Source organism: Pseudomonas sp. NBRC 111123 (genome assembly GCF_001320205.1).
GTDB classification, from domain to species: Bacteria; Pseudomonadota; Gammaproteobacteria; order Pseudomonadales; family Pseudomonadaceae; genus Aquipseudomonas; species Aquipseudomonas putida_J.
Genome location: NZ_BCAZ01000024.1, coordinates 30,596 through 54,143, shown reverse-complemented (window position 1 = coordinate 54,143; position 23,548 = coordinate 30,596). Strand labels below are relative to the sequence as shown.

General features: G+C 63.4%; 26 protein-coding genes. 12 read left to right on the top strand and 14 right to left on the bottom strand.

Features of this window, described 5'->3' with window-relative positions; genetic code table 11:
• The first annotated feature begins 60 nt into the window (after window positions 1–60).
• The 3 genes from APH27_RS14165 to APH27_RS14155 all read left to right on the top strand — a co-directional run bounded on the left by APH27_RS14165 (window position 61) and on the right by APH27_RS14155 (window position 1,905).
• A complete protein-coding gene (locus APH27_RS14165; RefSeq protein WP_027916979.1) occupies window positions 61–1,041 on the top strand; it encodes a response regulator in 981 nt (326 codons plus the stop codon).
• Window positions 1,038–1,403, top strand: a complete 366-nt coding sequence (locus tag APH27_RS14160; RefSeq protein WP_177326665.1) for a response regulator transcription factor — start codon at window positions 1,038–1,040, stop codon at window positions 1,401–1,403. The genes APH27_RS14165 and APH27_RS14160 overlap by 4 nt, the downstream gene beginning before the upstream one ends.
• A 73-nt stretch (window positions 1,404–1,476) precedes the next feature.
• Entirely contained in the window at window positions 1,477–1,905 is a 429-nt protein-coding gene (locus APH27_RS14155) for a DoxX family protein (RefSeq protein WP_060485142.1), read from the top strand.
• A gap of 33 nt (window positions 1,906–1,938) precedes the next feature.
• Here APH27_RS14155 and APH27_RS14150 read toward each other — a convergent pair whose 3' ends face one another.
• Window positions 1,939–3,429 (bottom strand): YifB family Mg chelatase-like AAA ATPase, encoded by a 1,491-nt coding sequence (locus APH27_RS14150; protein ID WP_060485141.1) that lies wholly within the window; start codon window positions 3,427–3,429, stop codon window positions 1,939–1,941.
• 256 nt (window positions 3,430–3,685) lie between these two features.
• Between APH27_RS14150 and APH27_RS14145 the strand changes: the two genes are divergently transcribed.
• Entirely contained in the window at window positions 3,686–5,698 is a 2,013-nt protein-coding gene (locus tag APH27_RS14145; protein ID WP_060485140.1) for a DUF4034 domain-containing protein, read from the top strand.
• 34 nt (window positions 5,699–5,732) lie between these two features.
• On the opposite strand, the gene APH27_RS14140 is transcribed toward APH27_RS14145, so the two are convergent.
• Both APH27_RS14140 and APH27_RS14135 read right to left on the bottom strand, forming a co-directional pair.
• Complete coding sequence (locus APH27_RS14140) at window positions 5,733–6,161, bottom strand: molybdopterin-binding protein (RefSeq protein WP_060485139.1); 429 nt, start codon at window positions 6,159–6,161, stop codon at window positions 5,733–5,735.
• A gap of 21 nt (window positions 6,162–6,182) precedes the next feature.
• Window positions 6,183–6,446 (bottom strand): accessory factor UbiK family protein, encoded by a 264-nt coding sequence (locus APH27_RS14135; RefSeq protein ID WP_027916973.1) that lies wholly within the window; start codon window positions 6,444–6,446, stop codon window positions 6,183–6,185.
• 376 nt (window positions 6,447–6,822) lie between these two features.
• Here APH27_RS14135 and glnK point away from each other — a divergent pair, with 376 nt between their 5' ends.
• The 3 genes from glnK to sutA all read left to right on the top strand — a co-directional run bounded on the left by glnK (window position 6,823) and on the right by sutA (window position 9,302).
• Window positions 6,823–7,161: a P-II family nitrogen regulator gene (glnK, locus tag APH27_RS14130; RefSeq protein WP_002555808.1), complete on the top strand. Its 339-nt coding sequence runs from the start codon at window positions 6,823–6,825 to the stop codon at window positions 7,159–7,161.
• Between the two features lie 48 nt (window positions 7,162–7,209).
• The gene (locus tag APH27_RS14125) at window positions 7,210–8,544 is read left to right on the top strand and encodes an ammonium transporter (protein ID WP_027916972.1); all 1,335 of its coding nucleotides are present in this window, start codon (window positions 7,210–7,212) and stop codon (window positions 8,542–8,544) included.
• Between the two features lie 428 nt (window positions 8,545–8,972).
• Entirely contained in the window at window positions 8,973–9,302 is a 330-nt protein-coding gene (gene sutA, locus APH27_RS14120; protein WP_027916971.1) for a transcriptional regulator SutA, read from the top strand.
• Between the two features lie 187 nt (window positions 9,303–9,489).
• On the opposite strand, the gene APH27_RS14115 is transcribed toward sutA, so the two are convergent.
• From APH27_RS14115 to APH27_RS14090, 6 genes are read right to left on the bottom strand one after another with little or no spacing between them, the layout of a single operon-like run.
• Entirely contained in the window at window positions 9,490–10,185 is a 696-nt protein-coding gene (locus APH27_RS14115) for an HAD family hydrolase (RefSeq protein WP_027916970.1), read from the bottom strand.
• Window positions 10,182–11,081 (bottom strand): tyrosine recombinase XerC, encoded by a 900-nt coding sequence (gene xerC, locus APH27_RS14110; RefSeq protein ID WP_027916969.1) that lies wholly within the window; start codon window positions 11,079–11,081, stop codon window positions 10,182–10,184. The genes APH27_RS14115 and xerC overlap by 4 nt, the downstream gene beginning before the upstream one ends.
• Complete coding sequence (locus tag APH27_RS14105) at window positions 11,081–11,785, bottom strand: DUF484 family protein (RefSeq protein ID WP_027916968.1); 705 nt, start codon at window positions 11,783–11,785, stop codon at window positions 11,081–11,083. Before APH27_RS14105 ends, xerC begins: the two co-directional genes overlap by 1 nt.
• 13 nt (window positions 11,786–11,798) lie before the next feature.
• The gene (gene dapF, locus APH27_RS14100; protein ID WP_027916967.1) at window positions 11,799–12,629 is read right to left on the bottom strand and encodes a diaminopimelate epimerase; all 831 of its coding nucleotides are present in this window, start codon (window positions 12,627–12,629) and stop codon (window positions 11,799–11,801) included.
• A 4-nt stretch (window positions 12,630–12,633) separates the two neighbouring features.
• Complete coding sequence (gene lysA / locus APH27_RS14095; protein ID WP_027916966.1) at window positions 12,634–13,881, bottom strand: diaminopimelate decarboxylase; 1,248 nt, start codon at window positions 13,879–13,881, stop codon at window positions 12,634–12,636.
• A gap of 9 nt (window positions 13,882–13,890) precedes the next feature.
• Window positions 13,891–14,094: a lipoprotein gene (locus APH27_RS14090; protein WP_033695922.1), complete on the bottom strand. Its 204-nt coding sequence runs from the start codon at window positions 14,092–14,094 to the stop codon at window positions 13,891–13,893.
• Window positions 14,095–14,313: 219 nt separating this feature from the next.
• Between APH27_RS14090 and cyaY the strand changes: the two genes are divergently transcribed.
• From cyaY to rnk, 3 genes are all read left to right on the top strand, one after another.
• Window positions 14,314–14,646 carry an iron donor protein CyaY gene (gene cyaY / locus APH27_RS14085; protein ID WP_027916965.1) on the top strand — a complete coding sequence of 111 codons (333 nt, stop codon included), beginning with the start codon at window positions 14,314–14,316 and terminating at the stop codon, window positions 14,644–14,646.
• Between the two features lies 1 nt (window position 14,647).
• A complete protein-coding gene (locus APH27_RS14080; protein WP_027916964.1) occupies window positions 14,648–14,860 on the top strand; it encodes a DUF1289 domain-containing protein in 213 nt (70 codons plus the stop codon).
• A 132-nt stretch (window positions 14,861–14,992) separates the two neighbouring features.
• On the top strand, window positions 14,993–15,403 hold the full coding sequence (gene rnk / locus APH27_RS14075; RefSeq protein ID WP_027916963.1) for a nucleoside diphosphate kinase regulator: 411 nt from the start codon (window positions 14,993–14,995) through the stop codon (window positions 15,401–15,403).
• Window positions 15,404–15,418: 15 nt separating this feature from the next.
• Here the strand turns inward: rnk and APH27_RS14070 are convergent, their stop codons facing one another.
• From APH27_RS14070 to APH27_RS14055, 4 genes are all read right to left on the bottom strand, one after another.
• The gene (locus APH27_RS14070; RefSeq protein ID WP_027916962.1) at window positions 15,419–16,261 is read right to left on the bottom strand and encodes a hypothetical protein; all 843 of its coding nucleotides are present in this window, start codon (window positions 16,259–16,261) and stop codon (window positions 15,419–15,421) included.
• A 77-nt stretch (window positions 16,262–16,338) separates the two neighbouring features.
• Window positions 16,339–19,203 (bottom strand): class I adenylate cyclase, encoded by a 2,865-nt coding sequence (locus tag APH27_RS14065; RefSeq protein WP_060485138.1) that lies wholly within the window; start codon window positions 19,201–19,203, stop codon window positions 16,339–16,341.
• A gap of 210 nt (window positions 19,204–19,413) precedes the next feature.
• Window positions 19,414–19,659 (bottom strand): TIGR02647 family protein, encoded by a 246-nt coding sequence (locus APH27_RS14060; protein ID WP_027916960.1) that lies wholly within the window; start codon window positions 19,657–19,659, stop codon window positions 19,414–19,416.
• Window positions 19,660–19,728: 69 nt separating this feature from the next.
• Window positions 19,729–20,028, bottom strand: a complete 300-nt coding sequence (locus tag APH27_RS14055) for a hypothetical protein (RefSeq protein WP_027916959.1) — start codon at window positions 20,026–20,028, stop codon at window positions 19,729–19,731.
• 147 nt (window positions 20,029–20,175) lie between these two features.
• Between APH27_RS14055 and APH27_RS14050 the strand changes: the two genes are divergently transcribed.
• On the top strand, window positions 20,176–20,838 hold the full coding sequence (locus tag APH27_RS14050; RefSeq protein ID WP_027916958.1) for a glutathione S-transferase: 663 nt from the start codon (window positions 20,176–20,178) through the stop codon (window positions 20,836–20,838).
• Between the two features lie 123 nt (window positions 20,839–20,961).
• On the opposite strand, the gene argH is transcribed toward APH27_RS14050, so the two are convergent.
• Window positions 20,962–22,356 carry an argininosuccinate lyase gene (argH, locus tag APH27_RS14045; RefSeq protein WP_027916957.1) on the bottom strand — a complete coding sequence of 465 codons (1,395 nt, stop codon included), beginning with the start codon at window positions 22,354–22,356 and terminating at the stop codon, window positions 20,962–20,964.
• 309 nt (window positions 22,357–22,665) lie between these two features.
• Between argH and APH27_RS14040 the strand changes: the two genes are divergently transcribed.
• The gene (locus APH27_RS14040) at window positions 22,666–23,409 is read left to right on the top strand and encodes a LytTR family DNA-binding domain-containing protein (protein ID WP_027916956.1); all 744 of its coding nucleotides are present in this window, start codon (window positions 22,666–22,668) and stop codon (window positions 23,407–23,409) included.
• Window positions 23,410–23,548 lie beyond the last annotated feature (139 nt).

Genomic DNA, 23,548 nt, shown 5'->3' with positions numbered 1-23,548 from the left:
GCGCTCGCTGGCCTAGGCTGCCCGAGGCTGCGCAATCGCCCATGCCCGCGCGAGGAAACCATGATCCGAATAGGCAATGCCCAGGTGTCGCTGGAGCGGCGAGAAGCCTTTCTTGACGGCAAGCCGATCCCGTTGGGCGGGCGGGCGTTCGAGGTGCTGGCCACGCTGATCAGGGCCAAGGGCCGGGTGGTCGGCAAGGACGAGCTGTTCAGCCAGGTGTGGGCCGGCACGGTGGTCGAGGACAACAACCTGCAGGTGCAGGTGTCGCTGCTGCGCAAGGCCTTCGGCGACCGCGGGCTGATCCAGACTGTACCGCGTCGGGGTTATCGCCTGGCGGCCGACGTCAGTATCGACGTGCCTTGCCTGGCGTTGGGGCCATCTGCGCTTTGCGCCGTGGCCGGTGCCACAGAGCCGCTCGATGACGGTGCGAACGTGCCAGTGCTGGTGGTGGACGACGACCCATCGGTGCGCAAGGCACTGGGCCGTTTGCTGCGTTCGCAGGACATTCCCCACCGGTTGTTCGCCAGTGCCGAAGAGCTGTTCGACGCTCGGCTGGAAACGCCCTGCGCCTGCCTGCTGCTGGACATGCACCTGCCAGAAACCAGCGGCCTTGAGGTGCAGGCTGCGCTGGGGCGATTGGCGCTGCCTTGGCCAATCGTGTTCATGACCGGCTTCGGCACCATCCCCATGACAGTCCAGGCGATGCGCGCGGGTGCCGTGGAGTTTTTGACCAAGCCTTTCGACGAAGATCAGCTGCTGGCACTGCTTGTAGCGGTACGCGCACGCGCCGTGACCGAGGGGCGCAAATGGCACCATGCGCGGCAGGTCGAGGAAAAATACCAGCGCCTGACCCAGCGCGAACGTCAGGTGTTCACGCTGGTGGTCGGCGGCCTGTCACACAAGCAGATCGCCAAGGAAATCGGCACCAGTGAGGTGACCACCAAGGTGCACAAGAAGAACATCATGAACAAGATGCAGTCACGCTCACTGCTGGAGCTGGTGGCGATGCACAACGTCATCGAGGCTCGGTCTGGCGCATGAGCAGAGCGGTGTGCATCGTCGATGACGATGCTTCGGTGCGCAAAAGCCTGGCCAACCTGCTGCGTTCGGCGGGCTTCGGCAGCCTGGCGTTTGCCACGGGGGAAGTGTTTCTGGCTTCGGAGCTGGCGCGCGAGGCAGGCTGCGTTCTGCTCGATCTGAAAATGCCGGGCATGAGTGGGCTGGACGTGCAGCGCGAGCTGGCGCGCAGGGGTTGGCGCTTGCCGGTGATCTGCATGTCGGCGCATTGGGACGAAGGTGCGCTGCAGGCGGCACTGCGCAATGGCGCACGGGCTTGTCTGGGCAAGCCGTTTCCCGAAGAGGTACTGCTCAAGGTGGTCGAAGAAGCGCTAGCGGGTGAATGAGCACACCTGATCAATCAATTGCTGCGCGTTCGAGCGATGCTCGCTGGGTTGATCGAATTGCGAGACCTTTCCCATGCCACGCCTGAACACCTTTCTCGACCTACCATCGCCGGCCCTGACCGCCAGCGGCCTGCTGTTCATGCGGGTGATGGCTGCGCTGCTGCTGTTTTTCATTCACGGCTTGCCCAAGCTGCTGGACTGGAGCGGGGAGTTGCAGCGCATCGAAGATCCTTTTGGCCTTGGGGCGTCGCTGACCTTGGGCCTGGCCGTGTTTGCCGAGGTGGTTTGCCCCGTGTTGCTGGTGCTGGGTATCGCAGCGCGCCTGGCCTGCCTGCCGGTGCTGGCGGTGTTGCTGGTGGCGCTGCTGGTGGTGCATCCGGACTGGTCGCTGGAACAGGGGCAGTTTGCATGGTTGCTGGTGGCGCTTTATGGCGGACTGGCGCTGACCGGGCCAGGGGCGTATTCGGTCTCGGGGTTGATCGGTCGGGGCACGTTTTCCTGATGGATTTTGGGGTCGCAAAGCGGCCCCAAAGATCTAACTGCTCCCTGGCCGGTACTGCAATGCCTCGGCCAGATGGCTTTTGCCGATCACCTGACTACCTTCCAGATCCGCCAATGTACGTGCAACTTTCAGCAGCCGATGCGCTGCCCGCAAAGAAAGGCTCAGCCGTTCACAGGCAGTCTCCAGCCAGGCCTGGTCCGCCGCTGCCAGCTGACAATGACGACGCAGCCCCTCCAGGTTCAGAAACGCATTGGCACAGCCTTGCCGTCGCTGCTGTACTTCACGGGCCTCGGCCACCCTGGCTGCCACACCGGTGCTGGTTTCGCCGCTCGGTTGGTTGTTGAGCGTGGTGGTCTCGCGGGCCACGGTCAGGTGCAAGTCGATGCGGTCCAGCAACGGGCCTGACAGCTTGTTGCGATACCGTGCGATCTGTTCGGTACTGCAGCGGCAGCGGCCGGTGGGGTCACCCAGGTAGCCGCAAGGGCACGGGTTCATCGCCGCTACCAGCTGGAAGCGTGCCGGGAAACGCACCTTGTCGCGCGCCCGTGCAATCACGATCTCGCCCGATTCCAGCGGCTCGCGCAGCACCTCCAGCACGCGCCGTTCAAACTCTGGGAGCTCGTCGAGAAACAGCACGCCATGGTGCGCCAGGGTGATCTCGCCAGGTTGCGGCCGGCTGCCGCCGCCAACCAGCGCGGGCCCCGAGGCCGAATGGTGCGGATGGCGAAATGGCCGCTGCGGCCAACTGCTAAGCGGCGCGTGGCCACTGACCGACTGGATCGCCGCCACCTCCAGCGCCTCGTGTTCATCCAGTGGCGGCAGCAGTCCGGGGAGGCGGCTGGCGAGCAAGGTCTTGCCCGTGCCGGGCGGGCCGGTGAACAACAGGTTATGCGCCCCGGCTGCGGCCAGCAGCAATGCCCGCTTGGCCGCGACCTGGCCCTGGACTTCGCTGAGGTCCGGGTAAGGATGTTGCTGCAGGACCAGGCCATTGGCGGCGAACGGTGGCAGCGGTACCTGCCCGTTGAGGTGCGCCACCAGCTCCAGCAGATGCCCCACCGCATACACCACCAGCCCGCCGGCCAGGCTGGCTTCTTCGGCATTCTCCCGCGGCACCACCAGCGTCCGGCCCGCCTCGCGTGCCGCCAGCGCTGCCGGCAATACACCCTGCACTGGGCGCAGGTTGCCCGACAGTGCCAGTTCACCCAGGCACTCCAGGTCGCTCAACGCCGCTATCGGCACTTGGCCGTCGGCGGCCAGGATGCCCAATGCGATGGCCAGGTCATAACGCCCGCCGTCCTTGGGCAGGTCGGCCGGTGCGAGGTTCTGGGTGATGCGCCGTTGGGGGTAATTCAGCCCGGAATTGACGATGGCACTGCGCACACGGTCCTTGCTCTCCTTGACCGTGGTTTCCGGCAAACCGACCAGGGTGAGATGGGGCAGGCCGTTGGCCAGGTGCGTTTCGACGCTGACAGCCGGGGCCTGAACGCCGACCTGGGCGCGGCTGTGGACGAGGGCGAGGGACATGGACACTCCGTTGGTCACGACATGGAAAAGCCGCTTCCTGCGGCTCGTCGAAGCCTAGAGTGTTTGCAAAGAACTCGCGCAACAAGAATGCGACTTCCTTTTGCAGGGCAGGCGTTTTCCCTGCTTTTCCACACAATCTGACAAATACTGGATCCAATTCTTTGCGAAGATCCCGCCTATGGCTTAGTGTTCATGAGCGACTGCTGTTGCCATTGGATGGCAACGCGACCCTGAAAATGGACTTAAGGTACTGCCCGTGCAAACGCTCATTCGCACCCGCCAGCAGATCCGAGAACGGGTGCAGGCCAACGAATACGCTGAACTCAACCGCTTCTTCGATGCGCTCCAGGCGCAGTGGCGGCAGGCGCCCCTCGGTGAGTGCCCCGCCTATCTGGAGGCTGTGCAAGGCTACATGCTGGATTGCGACTCCCAGGGCGGCAAGGCCCTGACGCAAACCCTCAAGGCCTGGATCGATAGCTGCCCCAAGGCTTATCACCCACAGGTGGTAATGGGCTTTCACTGCTTCAGCCACGCCTGCCAGATCCGCGGGCAGGCTGGCCCTGATGAGGTGTCCGAAGAGCGCTGCCTGGCTGCCGAACAGGCTTGCGAGAAGGGCGCTGCGCATTTCCTGCAGGCCATGCAACGCAGCGCGCAACCGGTTGCCGCTGTGATCGGCATGCTGCACATCAGCGCGTACCTGCGCGAGCCCGGCTGGTTGGTCGAATTGTTCGCTGGCCAAGTGGCGCGCTACCGGCCCAGTGCGCATGCGGACGTGGAGGTGCAGGAGGCGGCTGCGCCGCTGTTGGTCAAATACGGCCTGACCCCCTTGCTGGAATTGCCGCAAACATTGCCTGCAGGTTTAGGCGCGCGTTTGCATGAGCAAGGCGAAAGTGCCCGGGACTACTGGCTGCGCCATGCACTGGCGTGGTTCCCAGGCTGCTTTGAAGCCATTGAGGCTTATGCCACTTACCTGACCCCACGTTGGGGCGGCAGCGATGAGGCGGTCGACGCATTGGCCTGCGGCCCGCTGTGCCAAGGCTGGCCTGAAGCACTGCGCAATGCGATCCGCTGGCGGGCCCTGGAAGACAGCATCTGGCTGCCGCAGGCCAGGCAACAGCTACAGGTGGCGACCTGGCACAGAACCTTTGCCCAATGGGCCCAACGCGAACTCAGGCCCAAGGAGCGCGCAATGCTGCTGGCCCGGCGTGGCGCCCTGCGGCGCTATTCGATGCAGGATTACGCCGGCGCGATGCGCGACTTTGTCGAGAGTGTCGCGCTATACCCTGACCACGGCTTCGTCCCGGCCATTGGCGAGCCCTTCCACAGCCTTGTATGCCTGGTGCTGTTCCACGAGGCTGAGGACGATTCGCAGGTATTGCGCACCGTGATCGAGCGGCTGTGCGACGACCGTCGGCAGGCAGCGGCCTGTGCCCTGCGGGCTGCGGGGCATCAGTTCGGGTTGTGGGGCTTCGGGCAATCTGCCGAGCAGGCAAGCACGTGGTTGCGCTTGGCGGTCAAGCGCCAGTGCGGGTGGGAAGGGCAGGGCTTCGATGTGCTCGATGTACCGCGCCTGCTGTGGGCCGCCAAGCTGCATGAGGCTGCGCACTTCCTGTATCAAGCCTGCGCAGAGTTGAAACTGCCGGATGCCGCCCTCGCACTCTACGACCTGCATCGTGGCTGGCTGGCCGACACCCCCGAGCAATATCTGAGTGGCAAGGCTGCCGAGCACTGGTTGCTGCGGGCGGCAGAGTCCGGCCACCCACTGGCCAAATTCGACCTGGCTTGCCAGCGGATGAGCCACCCGCAAGGGCTGGAAGACCCAAAGGCGGCGCTGGCGGTCAAGCGGCTATTGCTTGATGCACTGAGCCATCGGCAACTCCATGCCAAGGCGCAGTTGCAGCTAGGCATCCTGCTACGCCAATACGGTGATGCGCGGGAGCGTGTCGAGGCGGTCGATTATCTGCTGGGGCTGGCCGAGCATCCCGACGCCTGGATTGCAGCGCGCGCCTGTGCAGAACTCGGGCTGGCCTGGATGCAGGGTTGCGGCACGCGCAAGCAGAGCCGCTTCGCGGCAATCGAATGGGCCAACCACGCCGTTGCACTGCAGCCGAGCGATCCGCTCATCGAAGAAATACAGGCCGAGATCCGCAACTCGCACAGCCGTGTGAAAACGCTGTTCACCGTGTGCGGGGCTGCGTTGTTCCGCGGCGACCTGCATGCCAGTGAACTGCCACCCAAAGCCGCCGGCCAGCACAGGGCTTCGGCCTGATCGAAGCCGGGGCCGCCAGGCGGCCCCGGCTTTGTTATGGCTTGGCGCCGAGGATGATGTGCGACGCCTTGATCAGCGCGGTGGCTTGCACGCCGGGGGCCAGGCCAAGTTCCTGCACGGCTTCGCGGGTGACAATGGAGAACACCTCGGTGCCGCCCGCCAGCTTGAGTACCACTTCGGCGTTCACAGCGCCGTCGCCTACCCGTACCACTTCACCTTCCAGGGCGTTGCGGGCAGAGAGCCGGTAGCCGTCGGCATCGGTCATCAGCACTACCCATGGTGCCTTGACCAGGGCCACGGCCTGTTTGCCGACATTGATGTTGAGGTTGTGCAGGCTGGCCATAGTGACCACCGCCACCAGCTTCTCGCCGCCAGCCAGGGTCAGTTCGACCTCGGCATTCACCGCGCCGGGCTGCACGGCGCTGACGGTACCTTCAAAGACGTTACGGGCACTGACTTTCATGGTGAGGCGCCTTATCGATTGTTATTCCTGCGCAGCTGGCGCCATCCGGGCTTCCAGCTCGGCGACGTGCTTCTCCAGGGCCTCGAGGCGGGCACGGGTGCGCGCCAGCACGACCATCTGGCTGTCGAATTCTTCGCGGCTGACCAGGTCCAGCTTGCTGAAGGCGCCTTGCATCAGCACCTTGAACTGGCTTTCCAGTTCGGCGCGGGGCTGGGCGGTATCGCTGCTGAACAGGCGCGAGGCCTGGTCGCTCAGGGCGTCGAGAAGGGCTTTGGGCGCGAGCATGTCGGGCTGTCCACTGATACTGAGAAATGGCTCGCAGTGTAGCACGGGGCAACGCTGCACCCTTGCCCTCAGGCAGTTGCACATTTTTCGAGCAGCGCTGCAGGTCGCTGCGCACCGAAGTTGTGCACGTTTGCCATGCTGGCGACTGGCCAATCCTGACTAATTCACATAACTCGCTGTTTTCCGGTGGTTTAACGGAACTGGCAAGGTTTCTGCAAAGACCTGTACGAGCCATGCACTGATGCAGTTCCTTGTGACCAGGCAGTGCGCACGCGGAGCCGGATGCCGACGACGCGTTACAAAGCCAACCGCTGCGCTTAGACTTGAGACGGGTTTGTTTTCCTGGGGCAAGTCCACCAAATCGGGAGAGAGTTTCATGAAGCTAGTCACAGCCATCATCAAGCCGTTCAAGCTGGACGACGTGCGCGAGTCGCTGTCGGAAATCGGCGTGCAGGGCATTACCGTCACGGAAGTCAAAGGTTTCGGCCGGCAGAAGGGCCACACCGAGCTGTATCGCGGCGCGGAGTACGTGGTCGACTTCCTGCCCAAAGTGAAGATCGACGTCGCCATCGACGACAAGGACCTTGATCGAGTGATCGAAGCCATCACCAAGGCGGCCAACACCGGCAAGATCGGTGACGGCAAGATCTTCGTGGTGAATCTGGAGCAGGCGATCCGCATCCGTACCGGCGAAACCGATACCGACGCGATCTAAGCGCCGAAAAAAAGCCTCACCAAACCCAACGCCCCAGGAGAAAACAACATGACTCTGCGTAAGATCGCAGGGCTAGGAGCCCTATTGTCCCTCGTAATGCCCGGGCTGGCCCTGGCAGAGGAAGCAGCTGCCCCAGCGCTGAACTCCGGCGACACCGCCTGGATGCTCACCTCGACAGCGCTGGTGCTGTTCATGACCATTCCGGGTCTGGCCTTGTTCTACGGCGGCATGGTGCGTTCCAAGAACGTGCTGTCGGTGATGATGCAGTGCTTTGCAATCACTGGCCTGATCAGCATTCTCTGGGTCATTTATGGCTACAGCATGGCCTTCGATACCGCCGGTATGGAAAAGGGCGTGCTCAACTTCAATTCCTTCGTCGGCGGGTTCTCCAAGGCGTTCCTCAGCGGCGTCACGCCAGCGAACCTGACCTCGGCTACCGCACTGTTCCCAGAAGCCGTGTTCATCACCTTCCAGATGACCTTCGCCATCATCACCCCGGCGCTGATCGTCGGTGCCTTTGCCGAACGCATGAAGTTCTCGGCGATGCTGGTGTTCATGGGCATCTGGTTCACCCTGGTCTATGCACCGATCGCGCACATGGTCTGGAGCGGTGACGGCGCGCTGATGTGGGACTGGGGCGTACTCGACTTCGCTGGCGGCACCGTGGTGCATATCAACGCCGGTATCGCTGGCCTGGTCTGCTGCCTGGTACTGGGCAAGCGCAAAGGCTACCCGACTACCCCGATGGCCCCTCACAACCTGGGCTACACCCTGATGGGCGCGGCCATGCTGTGGATCGGCTGGTTCGGCTTCAACGCTGGCTCCGCCGCTGCGGCCAACGGCACTGCGGGCATGGCCATGCTGGTGACCCAGATCGCCACCGCCGCCGCTGCACTGGGCTGGATGTTCGCCGAGTGGATCTTCCACGGCAAACCAAGCGCCCTGGGCATTGCCTCGGGTGTGGTCGCCGGCCTGGTCGCCATTACGCCGGCCGCTGGCACCGTGGGCCCGATGGGCGCCCTGGTGATCGGCCTGGTCTCGGGCGTGATCTGCTACTTCTGCGCCACCACCCTCAAGCGCAAGCTGGGTTATGACGACTCCCTCGACGCCTTTGGCGTGCACGGTGTTGGCGGCATCATCGGTGCCATGCTCACCGGCGTGTTCGCAGCACCGGCCCTGGGCGGCTTCGGCGCGGTAACCGACATTGGTGCCCAGGTCTGGATCCAGGCCAAAGGCGTGATCTTCACCGTGGCCTACACCGCCATCGTCACCTACGTGATCCTCAAGGTGCTGGATGTGGTGATGGGCCTGCGGGTCAACGAAGAAGAAGAGTCGGTCGGCCTCGACCTGGCTCAGCACAACGAACGCGGCTACAACCTGTAACTGCGACGCTGGAAAAACTTGCCCGGTTCGCCGGGCATTTTTTTGCCTGTTTTTTGCCATTTCCCGCAGTGCAAACGGTTTATCACTCACGTTCGCGACGTAGGCCAAAAACTTACAAGCTACAGGGCGTTTATGGTGCTTTGCTTTTTCCACGGGCGCGCTAGAATGCGCGCCAAAGGGTGTTTGACGAGTAGTCCACACGCTTTACCAGCCTTTGCTAGGCTTGCCAGTAGCGTGTGGCCAGCAGGGGTCAAGGATTTGTCAGGTCCTGCCAGGAGCAGGGCTTGCTGGGTGCCGCCTCCCATCAGGAGCGCTGACCCAAGGGCAGTGGCCTAACCCACGGCCAGTTGAATTTTCACTGGTGCCTGCCGGTCTACGGCTGCACTGGTCTATAACTAACCTGCTTTTCGCAAGTCATGAGGTAGAACATGAGCGACGACGATCTGGAAAATGATGACCTCGAAGTAGGCGACGAAGACGAGGCTGATGAGGGCCTCGAAGCGGCGGCTGACGATGGTGCGGAAGATGCTGGCGATGACGACAGCAGCCCGGCACCGGCTGCCAAGGGTAAATCCAAGGCCGCTATCTCGGTAGACGAGATGCCGAGCATGGAAGCCAAGCAGAAGGAGCGTGATGCCCTGGCCAAGGCGATGGAAGAGTTCCTTTCGCGCGGTGGCAAGGTGCAGGAAGTCGAGGCCAACGTGGTCGCCGACCCGCCCAAGAAGCCGGACAACAAGTACGGCAGCCGCCCTATCTGAGTGGCTGAATACAAATGAGCCCGCCGTCGCTGCGGGCTTTTTTGTGCCCGTTCAGGTTGGCGCGGTCCCTGTAGGAGCGGCCTTGCGTCGCGAAAGGGTGGCGGAGCCGCCCCTGGCATTGGTGGTGTGTATCAATTGCTGGCGCCGCTGTGCGGCGCTTTCGCGACGCAAGGCCGCTCCTACACAGTCAGCGCCAGCGGGTCAGAATGTCGGGCAGCTGAGAGAGGCGTTGAATCTCTGCATCTGGCGCTCGGTCGCCAGCCCAGGCCTTGCCCTGCGGGTTGAACCACACCGCACGCAGCCCGGCGCGCTGGGCCCCGGCGATGTCGTCGCCCGGGTGATCACCGACATGCACCGCTGCACCGGCTTCAACGTCGCCGCGCTTGAGGGCCTCCATGAATGGCGCCGGGTCGGGCTTGCCGATGCCCAGGTCCTCCGCGCACAGGGCAAAGCGGAAGTAGTCCGCCAGCCCCAGGCGGCTTACGTCGGCGTTGCCGTTGGTGACCACGCCCAGGATGTAGTGATGGCGCAGGATCTCCAGCACCGGCTGCACCTCGGGGAACACTTCGATCTGGTGGCGGGCGTGCAGGAACACTTCGAAGCCTTCGTTGGCCAGCTCCTGTGCCTGCTTGTCGCTGTAGCCGACTTCCTCGAGGGCGTGGAACAGCACACGGCGGCGCAGGGCACTGATGCGGTGCTTGAGACCCGGTTCGGCCTGCACCAGCCGTTCGCGGATGGCGAACAGGTGTTCAACCGGCACGCCGCCGAGGATGGGGGCGTTGGCTTCGAGCCAGTCGCGCAGCACGACCTCGGCGCTGGCAATCACGGGCGCGGTGTCCCACAGGGTGTCGTCGAGGTCGAAGGTAATCAGCTTGATGCTCATGAGTCTGTGCCTTTGCTGCGTTTGGCCCGAGGGTGGGCGCTGTCGTACACCGCGGCCAGGTGCTGGAAGTCCAGGTGGGTGTAGATCTGCGTGGTGCTGATGTCGGCATGGCCGAGCATTTCCTGCACCGCCCGCAGGTCCTGGGACGATTCCAGCACATGGCTGGCGAAGGAATGGCGAAGCATGTGCGGGTGCAGGTGCTGGCCCAGTTCACGCTCGCCGGCTGCCTTGACCCGCATCTGGATAGCCCGCGGGCTCATGCGGTTGCCCTGGCGGGTGATGAACACCGCGCTGTCACGTGGGCCGCCGATGCCGCGCAGCTTGAACCAGGCCTGCAAGGCCTCACGGGCCTTGCGGCCAACCGGTAGCACGCGGGTCTTGCTGCCCTTGCCGAGCACCTGCACCAGGCCCGCGGCCAGGTCGAGCTGTTCGAGGTCGAGGTTGTTCAGCTCGGACAGGCGCAGGCCGGAGGAATAGAACAGTTCGAGGATGGCTTGGTCGCGGCGGGCGATGAAGTCGTCGTCAACACCACCCTCGAGCAGTTGCAGGGCGCGGTCGGTGTCCAGCACCTTGGGCAACCGGCGCTCGCCCTTGGGCGCACTCAGGCCGGTGGCCGGGTCGTGCTGGCACAGGCCTTCGCGGTTGAGGTAGCGGTACAGGCCGCGCACCGCTGACAGCAGCCGCGCCAGGCTGCGCGAGGACTGCCCTTGGTGGTGCTGGCGAGCGATCAGCTGGCGCAGCTGCTGGATCTGCAGCGCGCCCCATCCGGCGATGCCCTGGCTGTTGCAGTATTCGATGACCTTGTCGAGGTCGCGGCGGTAGGCCAGCAGGGTGTGTTCCGATACCTGGCGCTCGTTGCGCAGGTGTGCGCAATAAGCCTCCAGCTGGCGTTCCATCAGCGCACCGGACGCAGGGTCTGGGTCACGCGTGGCACCACGCGGCCGAGCACTTCGGCGATGTAGCCGAGGAACAAGGTGCCGACGCTGCTCTTGTAGTGCTGCGGGTCGCGGCTGCCGATTGCCAGCACGCCATGCAGCCCCTGGTATTCGAGGGCTGCAACGGCACTGGAGCCGACTTCCTGCTGCTGCTCTTTGCCAAACAGGAAGGCCAGTTCGTGCTCGCGCAGGTTGCCGCTGACGGTCTTGCCGCCGCCTAGCAGGCCGCCAATGGCTTGCTGGGCTTCGGCATTGCTGACCCAGCGGCCAACAGGCGCTGCGTTGTCGCCGAACAGGATCAGGCTGACGAAAGGCACCTGGAATTCCTGGCGAAGGCTGTCTTCGACGGCCATCACCACTTCTTCCAGGCTGCCAGCATCGAGCAGGTCGAGGATCAGCCGGCGCGTCTTGTCGAACAGCCGGTCGTTGTCACGGGCCACGTCCATCAGTTGCGACAGGCGATGGCGCATCTCGATGTTGCGGTCGCGCAGCAGCTTGAGCTGGCGCTCCACCAGCGACACGCTGTCGCCGCGCTGGTGGGGGATGCGTTGCTCGATCAGCAGTTCGTCGTGCTCGGCGAAGAAGGTGGGGTGGGCGCGCAGGTAGGCGACCACCGCTTCGGCATCGAGCTCATCGGGCTGCTGGGGTACTGGCTGATCGGTCATGGCGGTTACTCGCTTAGAGACGAACCTGTCCTTCGAAGACGCGTACGGCTGGGCCGGTCATCAACACGGGCTTGCCGGGGCCGGCCCATTCGATGTGCAGGCGGCCACCCGGCAGGTCGAGGGTCACCGGAGAGTCCATCCAGCCCTGGCTGATGGCGGCCACGGCAGCGGCGCACGCGCCGGTGCCGCAGGCCTGGGTCTCGCCGGCGCCACGTTCCCATACCCGCAGGTTGGCGCGATGGCGGTCGATGACCTGGAGAAAACCGGCATTCACTCGCTGCGGGAAGCGCGGGTGGTTTTCGATTTTCGGGCCCAGCTCATGTACCGGCGCAGTGTGCACGTCATCGACGCGCAGCACGGCATGCGGGTTGCCCATGGACACGGCGGCAATCGAATGCACCTGGCCGTCGACTTCCAGTGGGTAGTTCAACGCCTGCTCGTCGGCAATGAACGGGATTTCTGCCGGGACGAAACGCGGCGGGCCCATGTCGACACACACCTGGCCGTCGTTCTGCACGTCCAGCTCGATGATGCCACCCTTGGTTTCCACGCGGATGCGCTTCTTCGCGGTCAGGCGCTTGTCCAGCACGAAGCGGGCGAAGCAGCGCGCGCCGTTGCCGCACTGCTCGACCTCGGAACCGTCGGCATTGAAGATGCGATAGCGGAAGTCCACTTCCGGGTTGCTCGGCGCCTCGACGATCAGCAGCTGGTCGAAGCCGATACCGGTGTGGCGGTCACCCCATTGCTTGGCATGCTTGGGCTGGATGTGCGCGTGCTGGCTGACCAGGTCGAGGACCATGAAGTCATTGCCCAGCCCATGCATCTTGGTAAAGCGCAGCAGCATGGGGTCACTCCGGCAGCAGGCTTTCGCCAGCGTACAATTCGGCGATGGTCTCGCGGCGGCGAACTTCGAAAGCCTGGTCGCCGTCGACCAGGATTTCCGCGCAACGCCCACGGGTGTTGTAGTTGGAGCTCATGACGAAACCATAGGCGCCCGCCGACTGCACGGCCAGCAGGTCACCTTCGGCCAGGTTCAGCACGCGGTCCTTGGCGAGGAAGTCGCCGGTTTCGCAGATAGGCCCGACCAGGTCGTAGGCACGGCCTTCGCCGGCACGAGGCGTGACCGCGCTGACACCCATCCAGGCCTGGTACAGGGCTGGGCGGATCAGGTCGTTCATCGCCGCATCGATGATGGCGAAGTCCTTGTGTTCGGTGTGCTTGAGGTATTCCACGCGGGTCAGCAGGGCACCGGCGTTGGCCACGATGTAGCGGCCTGGTTCGAATACCAGGGCCAGGTCACGGGTGCCGACGCGCTCACGGATGGCTTTGATGTAGTCGGCCACCAGCGGCGGCTCTTCGTCGCGATAGCGCACGCCAACGCCGCCGCCCAGGTCCAGGTGGCGCAAGTGGATGCCGCACTCGGCCAGGCGATCGACCAGGGCCAGCAGGCGGTCGAGGGCATCGAGGAACGGGTCGACGGTGGTCAGCTGCGAGCCGATGTGGCAGTCGACACCCACCACGTCCAGGTTCGGCAGTTGCGCGGCTCGCACGTAGATGGCTTCGGCGTCGGCGATGGCGATGCCGAACTTGTTCTCTTTGAGGCCGGTGGAGATATACGGGTGGGTGCCGGCATCGACGTCCGGGTTCACGCGCAGCGAGATCGGGGCAATTTTGCCCATTTCGGCTGCCACCACTTGCAGGCGCTCGAGCTCGTCGGTGGATTCGACGTTGAAGCAATGGACGCCGACTTCCAGGGCGCGGCGCATGTCTTCGCGGGTTTTGCCAACCCCGGAGAAGACCACGCGATCGGCGCGCCCGCCAGCGGCCAGCACACGCTCCAGCTCACCGCCGGAAACGATGTCGAAGCCCGCGCCCAGGCGCGCCAGGACGTTCAGCACGCCGAGGTTGGAGTTGGCCTTGACGGCGAAGCAGACCAGGTGCTCGGTACCTTGCAGGGCATCGGTGTAGCTGCGGTACTGGGCTTCGATGTGAGCGCGCGAGTAGACGTAGGTGGGGGTGCCAAAACGTTCGGCGATAGCCGAAAGGGCCACGCCTTCCGCGAACAGTTCACCGTCGCGGTAGTTGAAAGCGTTCATCTGATTTCCTTACTGCGCAGGCGTCTGCTCGGGCTGGATTGGCTGCTCTTCTTGCGGCTGGACCGCAGGAGCGTGCTGGTGCTGGTGCGACTTTTTCGGGCCTTTGCCGTCCTTGCCGTCTTCTGGCAGGTACAGGGGCCCCTTCTGACCGCAGGCCGAAACGAGGCAGGCAACCGCGACCAGCGCCGCGAGCGAGGAAATCAGGCGCTTCATGGGTGAAATCCTTTGAAATATGCAGTATTGCGCCCGAGTATACCGAGCGACCGGCGGATTGCCTATGCAAGAGCCGGTCCGTCGGGCGGGCTATGCTTAGGTGCTCTCGCCGCCGGTTATGGGGCCAGTGCCGAGAGCGGCTAAACCTTTGCATTCATGGCCCGGCGCCCGTATCTTGCCGGGCTTGCCCGTAAAGCAGCCAATTTCGAGGTTCCTGCAATGAGTTTGAGCGAAGCGCGTTTCCATGATCTGGTCGACGCGACCCAACAGGCCCTGGAAGACCTGTTCGACGAGAGCGGCCTGGACCTGGACATGGAAAATTCCGGCGGCGTGCTGACCGTCAAGTTCGAAGGCGGCGCCCAGCTGATCTTCAGCCGCCAGGAGCCGCTGCGCCAGCTGTGGCTGGCCGACCGTTCCGGTGGCTTCCACTTCGACTATGACGAAGAGACCAGCAAGTGGGTGTGCGAGAAGAGCGAAGAGCTGCTTGGCGAAATGCTCGAACGCATCGTCTGGGAGCGGGCCGGCGAGAAGCTGGACTTCGACGAGATCTGACATGACCAGCCAGGCGCGGCCGTCCAAGCCGCTGTACAGCAACGTCAGCCCGGCAGTACCGTCACCCTGCATCAGCGTCTGCCGGCTGGATGAGCAGCGGGTGTGCACCGGCTGCCACCGGCATGTCGAGCACATCCGCGAGTGGCGCTCGGCTGACGACGAACGGCGCCGGCAGATCTGCCGCGAAGCGGAGGCCCTGCGCGCACGGGCTTGAGTATTTGCCCCGCTGTGGTAGTGTCGGGTTGTGCGTCGGTGACGCAAAAGCATTCACAAACCCCGCCCTTGGGCGGGGTTTTGCTTTATCTGCCTGCAGGAAACCGCCTGTTCAAAGGAGTCAGACTGGATCATGAGCACCAAGCCTTCCCTCATCCTCACCCGACTGGACGTACAGCGTCTCGAGCGCCTGATCGACAGCCTCGACGAAACTACCCCGGGTGTGCTCGCCTTGCAGGAGGAGCTGGACCGTGCCGGGCAGGTGGTCGGCCATGATGAGGTGCCCGCCGGTGTGGTGACCATGAACTCGCGCGTACATTGCCGCGAGCAAGCCAGTGGCAAGGATTACCACCTGACCCTGGTCTATCCGAAAGATGCGGGTGGTGAGGGCAAGGTCTCGATCCTCGCGCCGATCGGCTGTGCGCTGCTGGGTTTGTCGGTGGGAGAGCAGATCGACTGGCCGGCACCGGGGGGCAAGACCCTGAAGCTGAAGCTGCTGGAAGTCGAGTACCAGCCAGAAGCGGCTGGCGATTTCGACCTCTGAACCCCGCACGGTCTTTCAGGGTGTGTTCTGCGCCTTGAGCTGGCAGGCGTGAATGCAGTTGTCGACGATGCGGCTGCGCAGCGACCAATCGGTATTGATGATGTAAAAGCCCTGGATATAGCTGTCCAGGTCTTTCGAGTCGAACCACTCATCGATCTTGTCGCTGAAATCGTCAGGCGTGAACACCACCTTGTTGTACTTCGCGCACTGGATCGAGCGTAGTTTGCCGTCCGGCTTGTAGGCTTGCCTTCGCTGGTCCATGAACGCTTTCAGCTCTTCTGTAGACGGTGTGTTTTCGCCCATCCATACCTGTTCCACGCCATCCCAGTGGCTGCCTGCGGCGTGATTGTTGTAGGCGATGACCACGGTTTTGCCTGGGTGGTCATTCCACAGTTGATCCAAGGTCAGCGTGTGCAAGTCATAGGGGATGATGCGCTGCCCCATGTACTTGTCCAGCATCGCCAGCAACCACGCGTGCTCCTGGGCGCTGAAGTTATCGAATTGATGGAAGTCGAGGATGATGATTTCCCGTTCGTTGGCAGCATCCTCATAGAAACGATTCAGCTCGGACACGATGTCGCCGAGCACGGTGCGGCCCGATGTGCTCATGTGAAAGAGCTTGTACCGATAGGGTGAGTCGGGTGTGTGTTCGCGGTTGGCCCGTACACGAAGGTCCAGCACGCGAATGCCGGCGCGAATCTGCTCGATGCAGGAAACGTCCTGGGTCACTTCTTGCGGTGGGACGATATTGTCGGCTTGTTTATCCATGCCCGAATCATGGCTGCCGGGCAGGATCAGCTGATCAATGCGCAGGCGGCCCAGTTCAGGCAAGTTGCCCATCCAGTTCTGCTTGTTCATGACGCACCTCAGTCATTGAATGAGTGCGAAGCATGCTGCTGGTCTGTAGCGCCGTGCAGAGGGAAAGAGTGGCTGGATCAGGGCGCGAGTTCAGCCTGGAGCTGCTCCAGCCCCTGATTGAGCGCATGTTCCAGCTCGCGCTTGTAACGCAGGTACAGGCTGGTCGAACCCTGTTCATCCTCGAGCAGTTCCGAAAGCTCCAGGTCGGTGATGTAGCAGCGATAGTGCCCGGCACTGCGGCGCTGGCCGAGGATCTGCCGGGCGACAACCGCATATAGCTGGTCGCCATGCTCCAGTTCGGAAAACTCCTGCTGGTCGCAATACAGCGTCACATGCACATCATCCCCCGTGCCGGCCTGCAGAATGGCCTGAACCTCGTAATAGGGTTGATCGATGCCAGCGCTGGGGGCGGGGCGTGGCTCGATGCTGCGCGCCTTGCCCGGCCCGGAGGGCAGCAGTTGGGCATAGTGGATGCCAAGTGAAGCCTGCTGCAGATGGTCGAGCGGGAGGCGGGCATCATGGCGCACCACCACCGAGCGCAGAAAGCGCTGCAACGGCAGCAGCAGATGGCTTTCATCAAACAGCGGCAGGCGTTGCTGCCACAGGGCGTTGTTCTCATCCAGCACGTACAGGTCGGCCCAGCCGTCGAGCAGGCGGTAGAACACCTGGATGCAATTGCGCTGACCTTGCTCCAGCAGCAGAGGCAGGTCGTAGTCCTGCAGCGCATTGCCATCCAGGTGCAACGGGCTGTAGCGGCTGCGCACTTCGCCGAGGTGATCGAGCACGGCGTCATGCTCGGCCATGGTCGCCAGGCTGACCTGGCCGGGCAACAATTCAAGCACATGGGTGTACTGCGCTACCTGCAACAGGTAACGGTGATTCAGGCCCTGGTCGAGCAGCCGTTGTGCCGTGTCGAAGATTTCTTCCACCCGCTGGCTAATGGCCTGGGCGCGGTTGTGGCAGAAGCAGCGCACCTTGACCTGCGGGCGCTGGCTGCGCTGGCCGAGGCTGTTGAGGAAGTCACGCAGGCAGCGCAGCAACGCGTGTTCACCGTCGTAGCGCTGCACCAGCACTTCGTTCCAGCTGTTGCGGGTGATCTGGTCGAGGGTCAGCACCAGGTTCTCGCGCACACCCGCATAGCTCAACGAGTCGGTACGCTCGGTGGTCATCAGGATGTTCAGGTCGCGATGTTGGCGCAGCGGGTCGACGCCGACGTTGACCAGCAGCAGGATCTCGTCAGCCACGCTGGGTTGCAGCAGGCGCTCTTCGCTGACGCTGTCCAGCGGCAGCGGGATGCTCTGCTGCAGGCTGCCCAGCAGGTTGAAAAGCTCGAACTCGCTGAGGTCGCTGTCACCTGGGTGCAAGGCCAGGCGCGTGCTGCTGTCGATGACGCCGTTGCGGTGGGCCCAGGTCAGCAGTTCGAGCAGTTCGCGGCAGCGCTTGATCGGGCTGAAATGCTCCCACTCGTGCACCCCCAGGTTACCGTTGTAAAGCCCCCAGTGATGGCTGCCAGGCTCCTTGCGGTTTGGCGACTGGACCAGCGTCAAGGTGTCTTCGGCGATGTCCGGGGCAATACCCGGGTTGATCACTTCGATCTTGCCGGCGCGGCGTTCGAAGGCGGCGTACAGGCGCCGGCCCAGCACATTCAGGTCGCGCTGGTCGGCGCGGCTGTTGGCGTCCTGGCTTTGCGCGAACTGCCCGAGAAAGCGATAGCTATGGTTGAGCTCTGCAACCAGTTCACGACGTTCGACGGCAACCTGGCGTACCTTCCACTGGCTGCGGCTGTCGAGCATGGCCAGCTGGCGTTCGTCCCATCCCCACTCATCGGTCAGCCGCTGCAAAAGTTGGCGCTGCCAGCCGCTGCTGCGGGTACGGTCCAGGCCGCTCAGCTTCTTGTTGACCTTCAGGTACAGGCTGCGCCGGACCAGTTCGAGCCGTGCGGTTTCGCCGCGTTGCTGCAGATAGCGCTCGATACGCCGGTACACCATCACATAGGGGTCGAGTTCATCGAGGTTGAGATGATTGGCGAATACCGCCTGCTTGTAGTCCAGGCTCAGGCAGCGCACGGTCGGGTGCTCACTGGCGTAAACCTCGGTCAGCAGCAGCTTGAGTAAAGACTTGTAGGGCGAGTCGATGCCCTTGAACAGCTGCCACAGCCCGGCGCCGACGTACTCGCCGGGCGGAATCTGTGCAAGGCTGCCAAGGTCGAGGGCGTCCTGGTTGCGGATGAAGCGCTTGGACAGCAGGGTCTCGGTATAACCCTGATAGTTGTGCTCTTCATAGACCGGCACCAACCACCACAGCGGCGTGCGCCCGGCGAGCCAGATGGCGGTGCGATAGAACTCGTCGAGCAGCAGGAAGTGCTGGGTGGTGCCGCAGTCATCGGAGCTGAGCTGGCTGTCGCGCTGGCCCTGGGCGAAGTTTTGCGGGTCGATCAGGAAGAAGTGCGCCTCGGCACCCTGGCTTGCCGCCCAGGCTTCCAGCAGCTGGCATTTGCGCCGCAACTCATCGCGCTCGGCTTCGGCCAGGCCGGGGGCATGGCACACCCATAGGTCCATGTCGCTCTGTTCGGCCTGGGCCAGCGAACCGAGGCTACCCATCAGGAACAGGCCGTGGATCGGGCGTGGCGGATTGCCATGGCGTGCCTTGTAGGCGAACGAGCGAGCCAGGCGCTGGGCATCGGCGACCTGTTCGGCATCCGGCTCGAACCCCGCCACCCCAGCTGGCGTGGCACCGGAAACGTAACCCGGTAGCAGCGGGTGGTTGACGTGGAACAGCAGCGGCAGCAGGGTCAGGACCAGTTGCTGGCGGCTCGACAGGCCTTCCATGGCGCGCTCTCGCCGGCACTGGTTGATGTGCATGAAGCGCGCACGCAATGTCGCCAGCACCTTGCGGTCGATGCCTTCGTCCAGGTCAGGGCGGATTTCGTGGGGGTGGTTCATTGCACACTCAGGGCGGGCCGGGGGACGCTGTGGCGAGTTTAGCCTGAGTGGAGCAGTCGGATAAGTGGGTTGTGGAATATTGGCGCCATTTTTCTATCGCCCGTTCTGGACCTATCGCTTGCAAGCCAGCTCCCACAGGTAATGCACAGGGCTTGAGGTTGGCGCTATCCCTGCGGGAGCCGGCCTGCCGGCGGTGTGGCCGGTACAGGATTATGCGGGTTGGGGCGCCTTGAGGATGTTCAGCAGCAGTTGCACGCTTTCTACCGCATCATGCCCCAGGCTGGTCAGGTAACCGCCATCGGGCTCATCGGTCAGTTGCTTGTCGTAAAGCCGTTGCGCGGCGGCGACCAAGGCAGGGGAAGCGTTGGCGTGAATCTTGATCCCTTCCTGGCTGCTGTCCAGGTTGAACAGGGCGAGCACTTCCAGTTCGGCGATCAGTTCGGGGGTAAAGGACATGGCGACTCCTGACTTCCAGACGAGGATGGCGGCACCGCCAACGGTGCCTGACCTTGGAGTGTAGCCGGGTTATTCGACGTCGCCTTGATCTGCCTCAGGAGGCAGTTCAGGCAGTGCGCGCAGGGCGTTTTCGTACCACTCGGTGTTGAACGGGCGGTCTTCGTCGAGCATGTTGTCGATCTCGATGGCCAGCACGTGTGCCATGAGGTTGAGGATGTCTTCACGCTCGTAGCCGACCAGGGTCAGCTTGTTGAAGGTGGCCTTGGCGGCCGGCGGCTCGCCACTTTCGATCTGGTTTTCGATGGCCTGGGTCAGTGTCGCCTCGGCGAAGGCTTCGTCGTCATTGTCGATTTCGTCGTGCTCGCTCATGGCGGTACTCCTGTGGTGGGATGCACAGTTTGCCATGCTCGCGCCGGCAATGCCCGGTCATCGACCGGGTGCATGACGCTGGTCAGGCGTTAGCGTACCGTCTATAACAGCCGAGCCATCCCCACACGGCCTGGAGGCTGTAACCCCATGCTCAAGCTTCACGGATTCTCGGTCAGCAACTACTACAACATGGTCAAGCTGGCCTTGCTGGAAAAAGGCCTGCCTTTCGAGGAAGTCACCTTCTACGGCGGTCAGGCACCGCAAGCGCTGGAGGTCAGCCCGCGCGGCAAGGTGCCGGTGCTGGAGACCGAACACGGTTTTCTCAGCGAAACCAGCGTGATCCTCGACTACATCGAGCAGACCCGCGGTGGCAAGGCGCTGTTGCCGGCGGATCCGTTCGAGCAGGCCAAGGTGCGCGAACTGCTCAAGGAAATCGAACTGTATATCGAACTGCCGGCGCGCACCTGTTACCCGGAAGCTTTCTTTGGCGCAGCGGTCGAGCCGTTGATCAAGGAGCGTGCGCGTACAGAGTTGCTGGCAGGCTTTGCGACGCTCAAGCGTAATGGGCGCTTCGCACCGTATGTGGCGGGCGAGGAACTGACGTTGGCCGACCTGATGTTCTGCTTCTCGGTCGACCTGGCCTACGCAGTAGGCAAGAAGGTGCTGAACATCGATTTCCTGGCGGACTTCCCGGAGGCCAAGGCATTGCTCGAGAAAATGCGCGAGAACCCACACATGGCGAAAGTCGTGGCGGACAAGGAAGCGGCGATGCCGGCCTTCATCGAGATGGTACGCAGCGGCAAGCGCTGAGACCGGGTTGGGGCCTTCGCGGGCAAGCCCGCTCCCACAGGTAAGGTGCAAGGCTCAGGCAATGCACGGTTACTGTGGGAGCGGGCTTGCCCGCGAACGAGGGCGAAGCCCTCGCAATGGGCCTTAGCGCGAAGCCAGCAGGGCCTTGCCGCGAACGACAGCGGCACGCACCTGAGCCGGCGCCGTACCACCAATGTGGTTACGGGCATTCACCGAACCTTCCAGGGTCAGCACGGCAAACACGTCCTGCTCGATCTGGTCGCTGAACTGGCGCAGTTCGTCCAGGCTCATCTCGGCCAGGTCCTTGCCGGTGTCGACGCCATACTTTACGGCATGGCCGACGATCTCGTGGCAATCACGGAACGGCAGGCCGCGGCGAACCAGGTAGTCGGCCAGGTCGGTAGCGGTGGAGAAACCGCGCAGGGCCGCTTCGCGCATGATGGCGTGCTTGGGCTTGATCGCCGGGATCATGTCGGCGAAGGCGCGCAGCGAGTCGCGCAGGGTGTCGGCGGCGTCGAACAGCGGCTCTTTATCTTCCTGGTTGTCCTTGTTGTAGGCCAGCGGCTGGCCTTTCATCAGGGTCAGCAGGCCGGTCAGGGCGCCGAACACGCGGCCGCTCTTGCCGCGTACCAGCTCTGGTACGTCCGGGTTCTTTTTCTGCGGCATGATCGAGCTGCCGGTGCAAAAGCGATCAGGCAGGTCGATGAACTGGAACTGGGCGCTGGTCCACAGCACCAGCTCTTCGGAGAAGCGCGACAGGTGCATCATCGCCACGCTGGCGGCGGCGCAGAATTCGATGGCGAAGTCACGGTCCGAGACGCCGTCCAGCGAGTTGCCGGCCACGGCCTCGAAGCCCAGCAGCTTGCAGGTCAGTTCACGGTCGATCGGGTAGGTTGTACCGGCCAGCGCGGCGCTGCCCAGAGGCATGCGGTTGGCGCGCTTGCGGCAGTCGACCAGGCGCTCGTAGTCGCGGCTGAGCATTTCGAACCAGGCCAGCAGGTGGTGGCCGAAGGTGACCGGTTGGGCGGTCTGCAGGTGGGTGAAGCCGGGCATGATGGTTTCGGCTTCACGCTCGGCCTGCTCCAGCAGGCCCTGCTGCAGGCGGGTGATCTCGGCCAGGATCAGGTCGATCTCGTCACGCAGCCACAGGCGGATGTCGGTGGCCACCTGGTCGTTGCGGCTACGGCCGGTATGCAGCTTCTTGCCGGTGATGCCGATGCGGTCGGTCAGGCGTGCTTCGATGTTCATGTGCACGTCTTCGAGGTCGACGCGCCAGTCGAAGCTGCCAGCCTCGATTTCGCCCTGGATGGTTTTCAGGCCATCGATGATGGTGTCGCGCTCGGCATCGCTGAGCACGCCGACCTGCGCCAGCATGGTGGCGTGGGCGATCGAACCCATGATGTCGTGGCGGTACAGGCGCTTGTCGAAGTCGACCGAGGCGGTGAAACGGGCGACGAATGCGTCGACGGGCTCACTGAAGCGGCCGCCCCAGGACTGATTGGTCTTGTCGGTGCTCATGGATTCACTCATTGCAGGCGTGAACGAAAAAGTGGCGCCGATCATAGCAGGGTTGGGCCGACTGCCGCAGGGCGTCGGTCGACAGAAACCGCTGGAAAACATCCATAAAGGCAGGCCAGAACGATATTCAACGATTGAACGGCAGTGTTCCACGGACCGTCTACAGTTGGACAGAGGACTGGCAGCGATTCTGCCAACTCAGTGAATCTTTGGCCTTCGTATCGGTCTAGAGCGTGACCGCAGTGTCGCTCGACCTGCTCTTGTCTACGCTATACCTGTGCGAGACTCACTCAGGAATCCAGAGCAATTATGAATGTCCTGATCGTTGATGATGAACCCCAAGCCCGTGAACGCCTCACACGGCTGCTCGCTGAACTGGAGGGGTACACCGTGCTGGAGCCCAGCGCCACCAACGGCGAGGAGGCCTTGGCACTGATCGAAAGCCTCAAGCCCGATGTGGTCCTGCTGGACATCGGCATGCCAGGCCTGGATGGCCTGCAGGTCGCCGCTCGCCTGTGCGAGCGCGAGGCGCCACCGTCGGTGGTGTTCTGTACCGGCGATGATGAATACGGCGCCGAGGCTTTCATGGACAGCACCCTCAGCCACGTGACCAAGCCGATTCAACCTCAGGCCTTGCGCGATGCCTTGCGCAAGGCCGAGAAGCCCAACCGTGCCCAGCTGGCGGCGCTGACCCGGCCGGGTAGTGAGGGCGGCGGCCCGCGCAGCCATATCAGTGCGCGCACGCGCAAAGGGATCGAGCTGATCCCATTGCCCCAGGTGATCTATTTCATCGCCGACCACAAGTACGTGACCTTGCGCCATGAAGCCGGGGAGGTGCTGCTCGACGAGCCGCTGAAGGCGCTGGAGGACGAATTCGGCGAGCGCTTCGTGCGTATCCACCGCAATGCGCTGGTTGCCCGTGAGCGCATCGAGCGCCTGCAACGCACGCCGCTGGGGCATTTCCAGCTGTTCCTCAAGGGCCTTGACGGTGATGCCCTGACTGTCAGCCGCCGGCATGTGGCGGGTGTGCGCAAGATGATGCAGACCCTTTGAGAAGGTTCGCGGAACCCTTGTAGGAGCAGCCTTGCGTCGCGAAAGGGCTGAGCAGCAGCCCCAGGATGGATGCTCCAACCCACAGACCCCGAGGCCGCTGTGCGGCCTTTTCGCGACGCAAGGCCGCTCCTACAGGCTC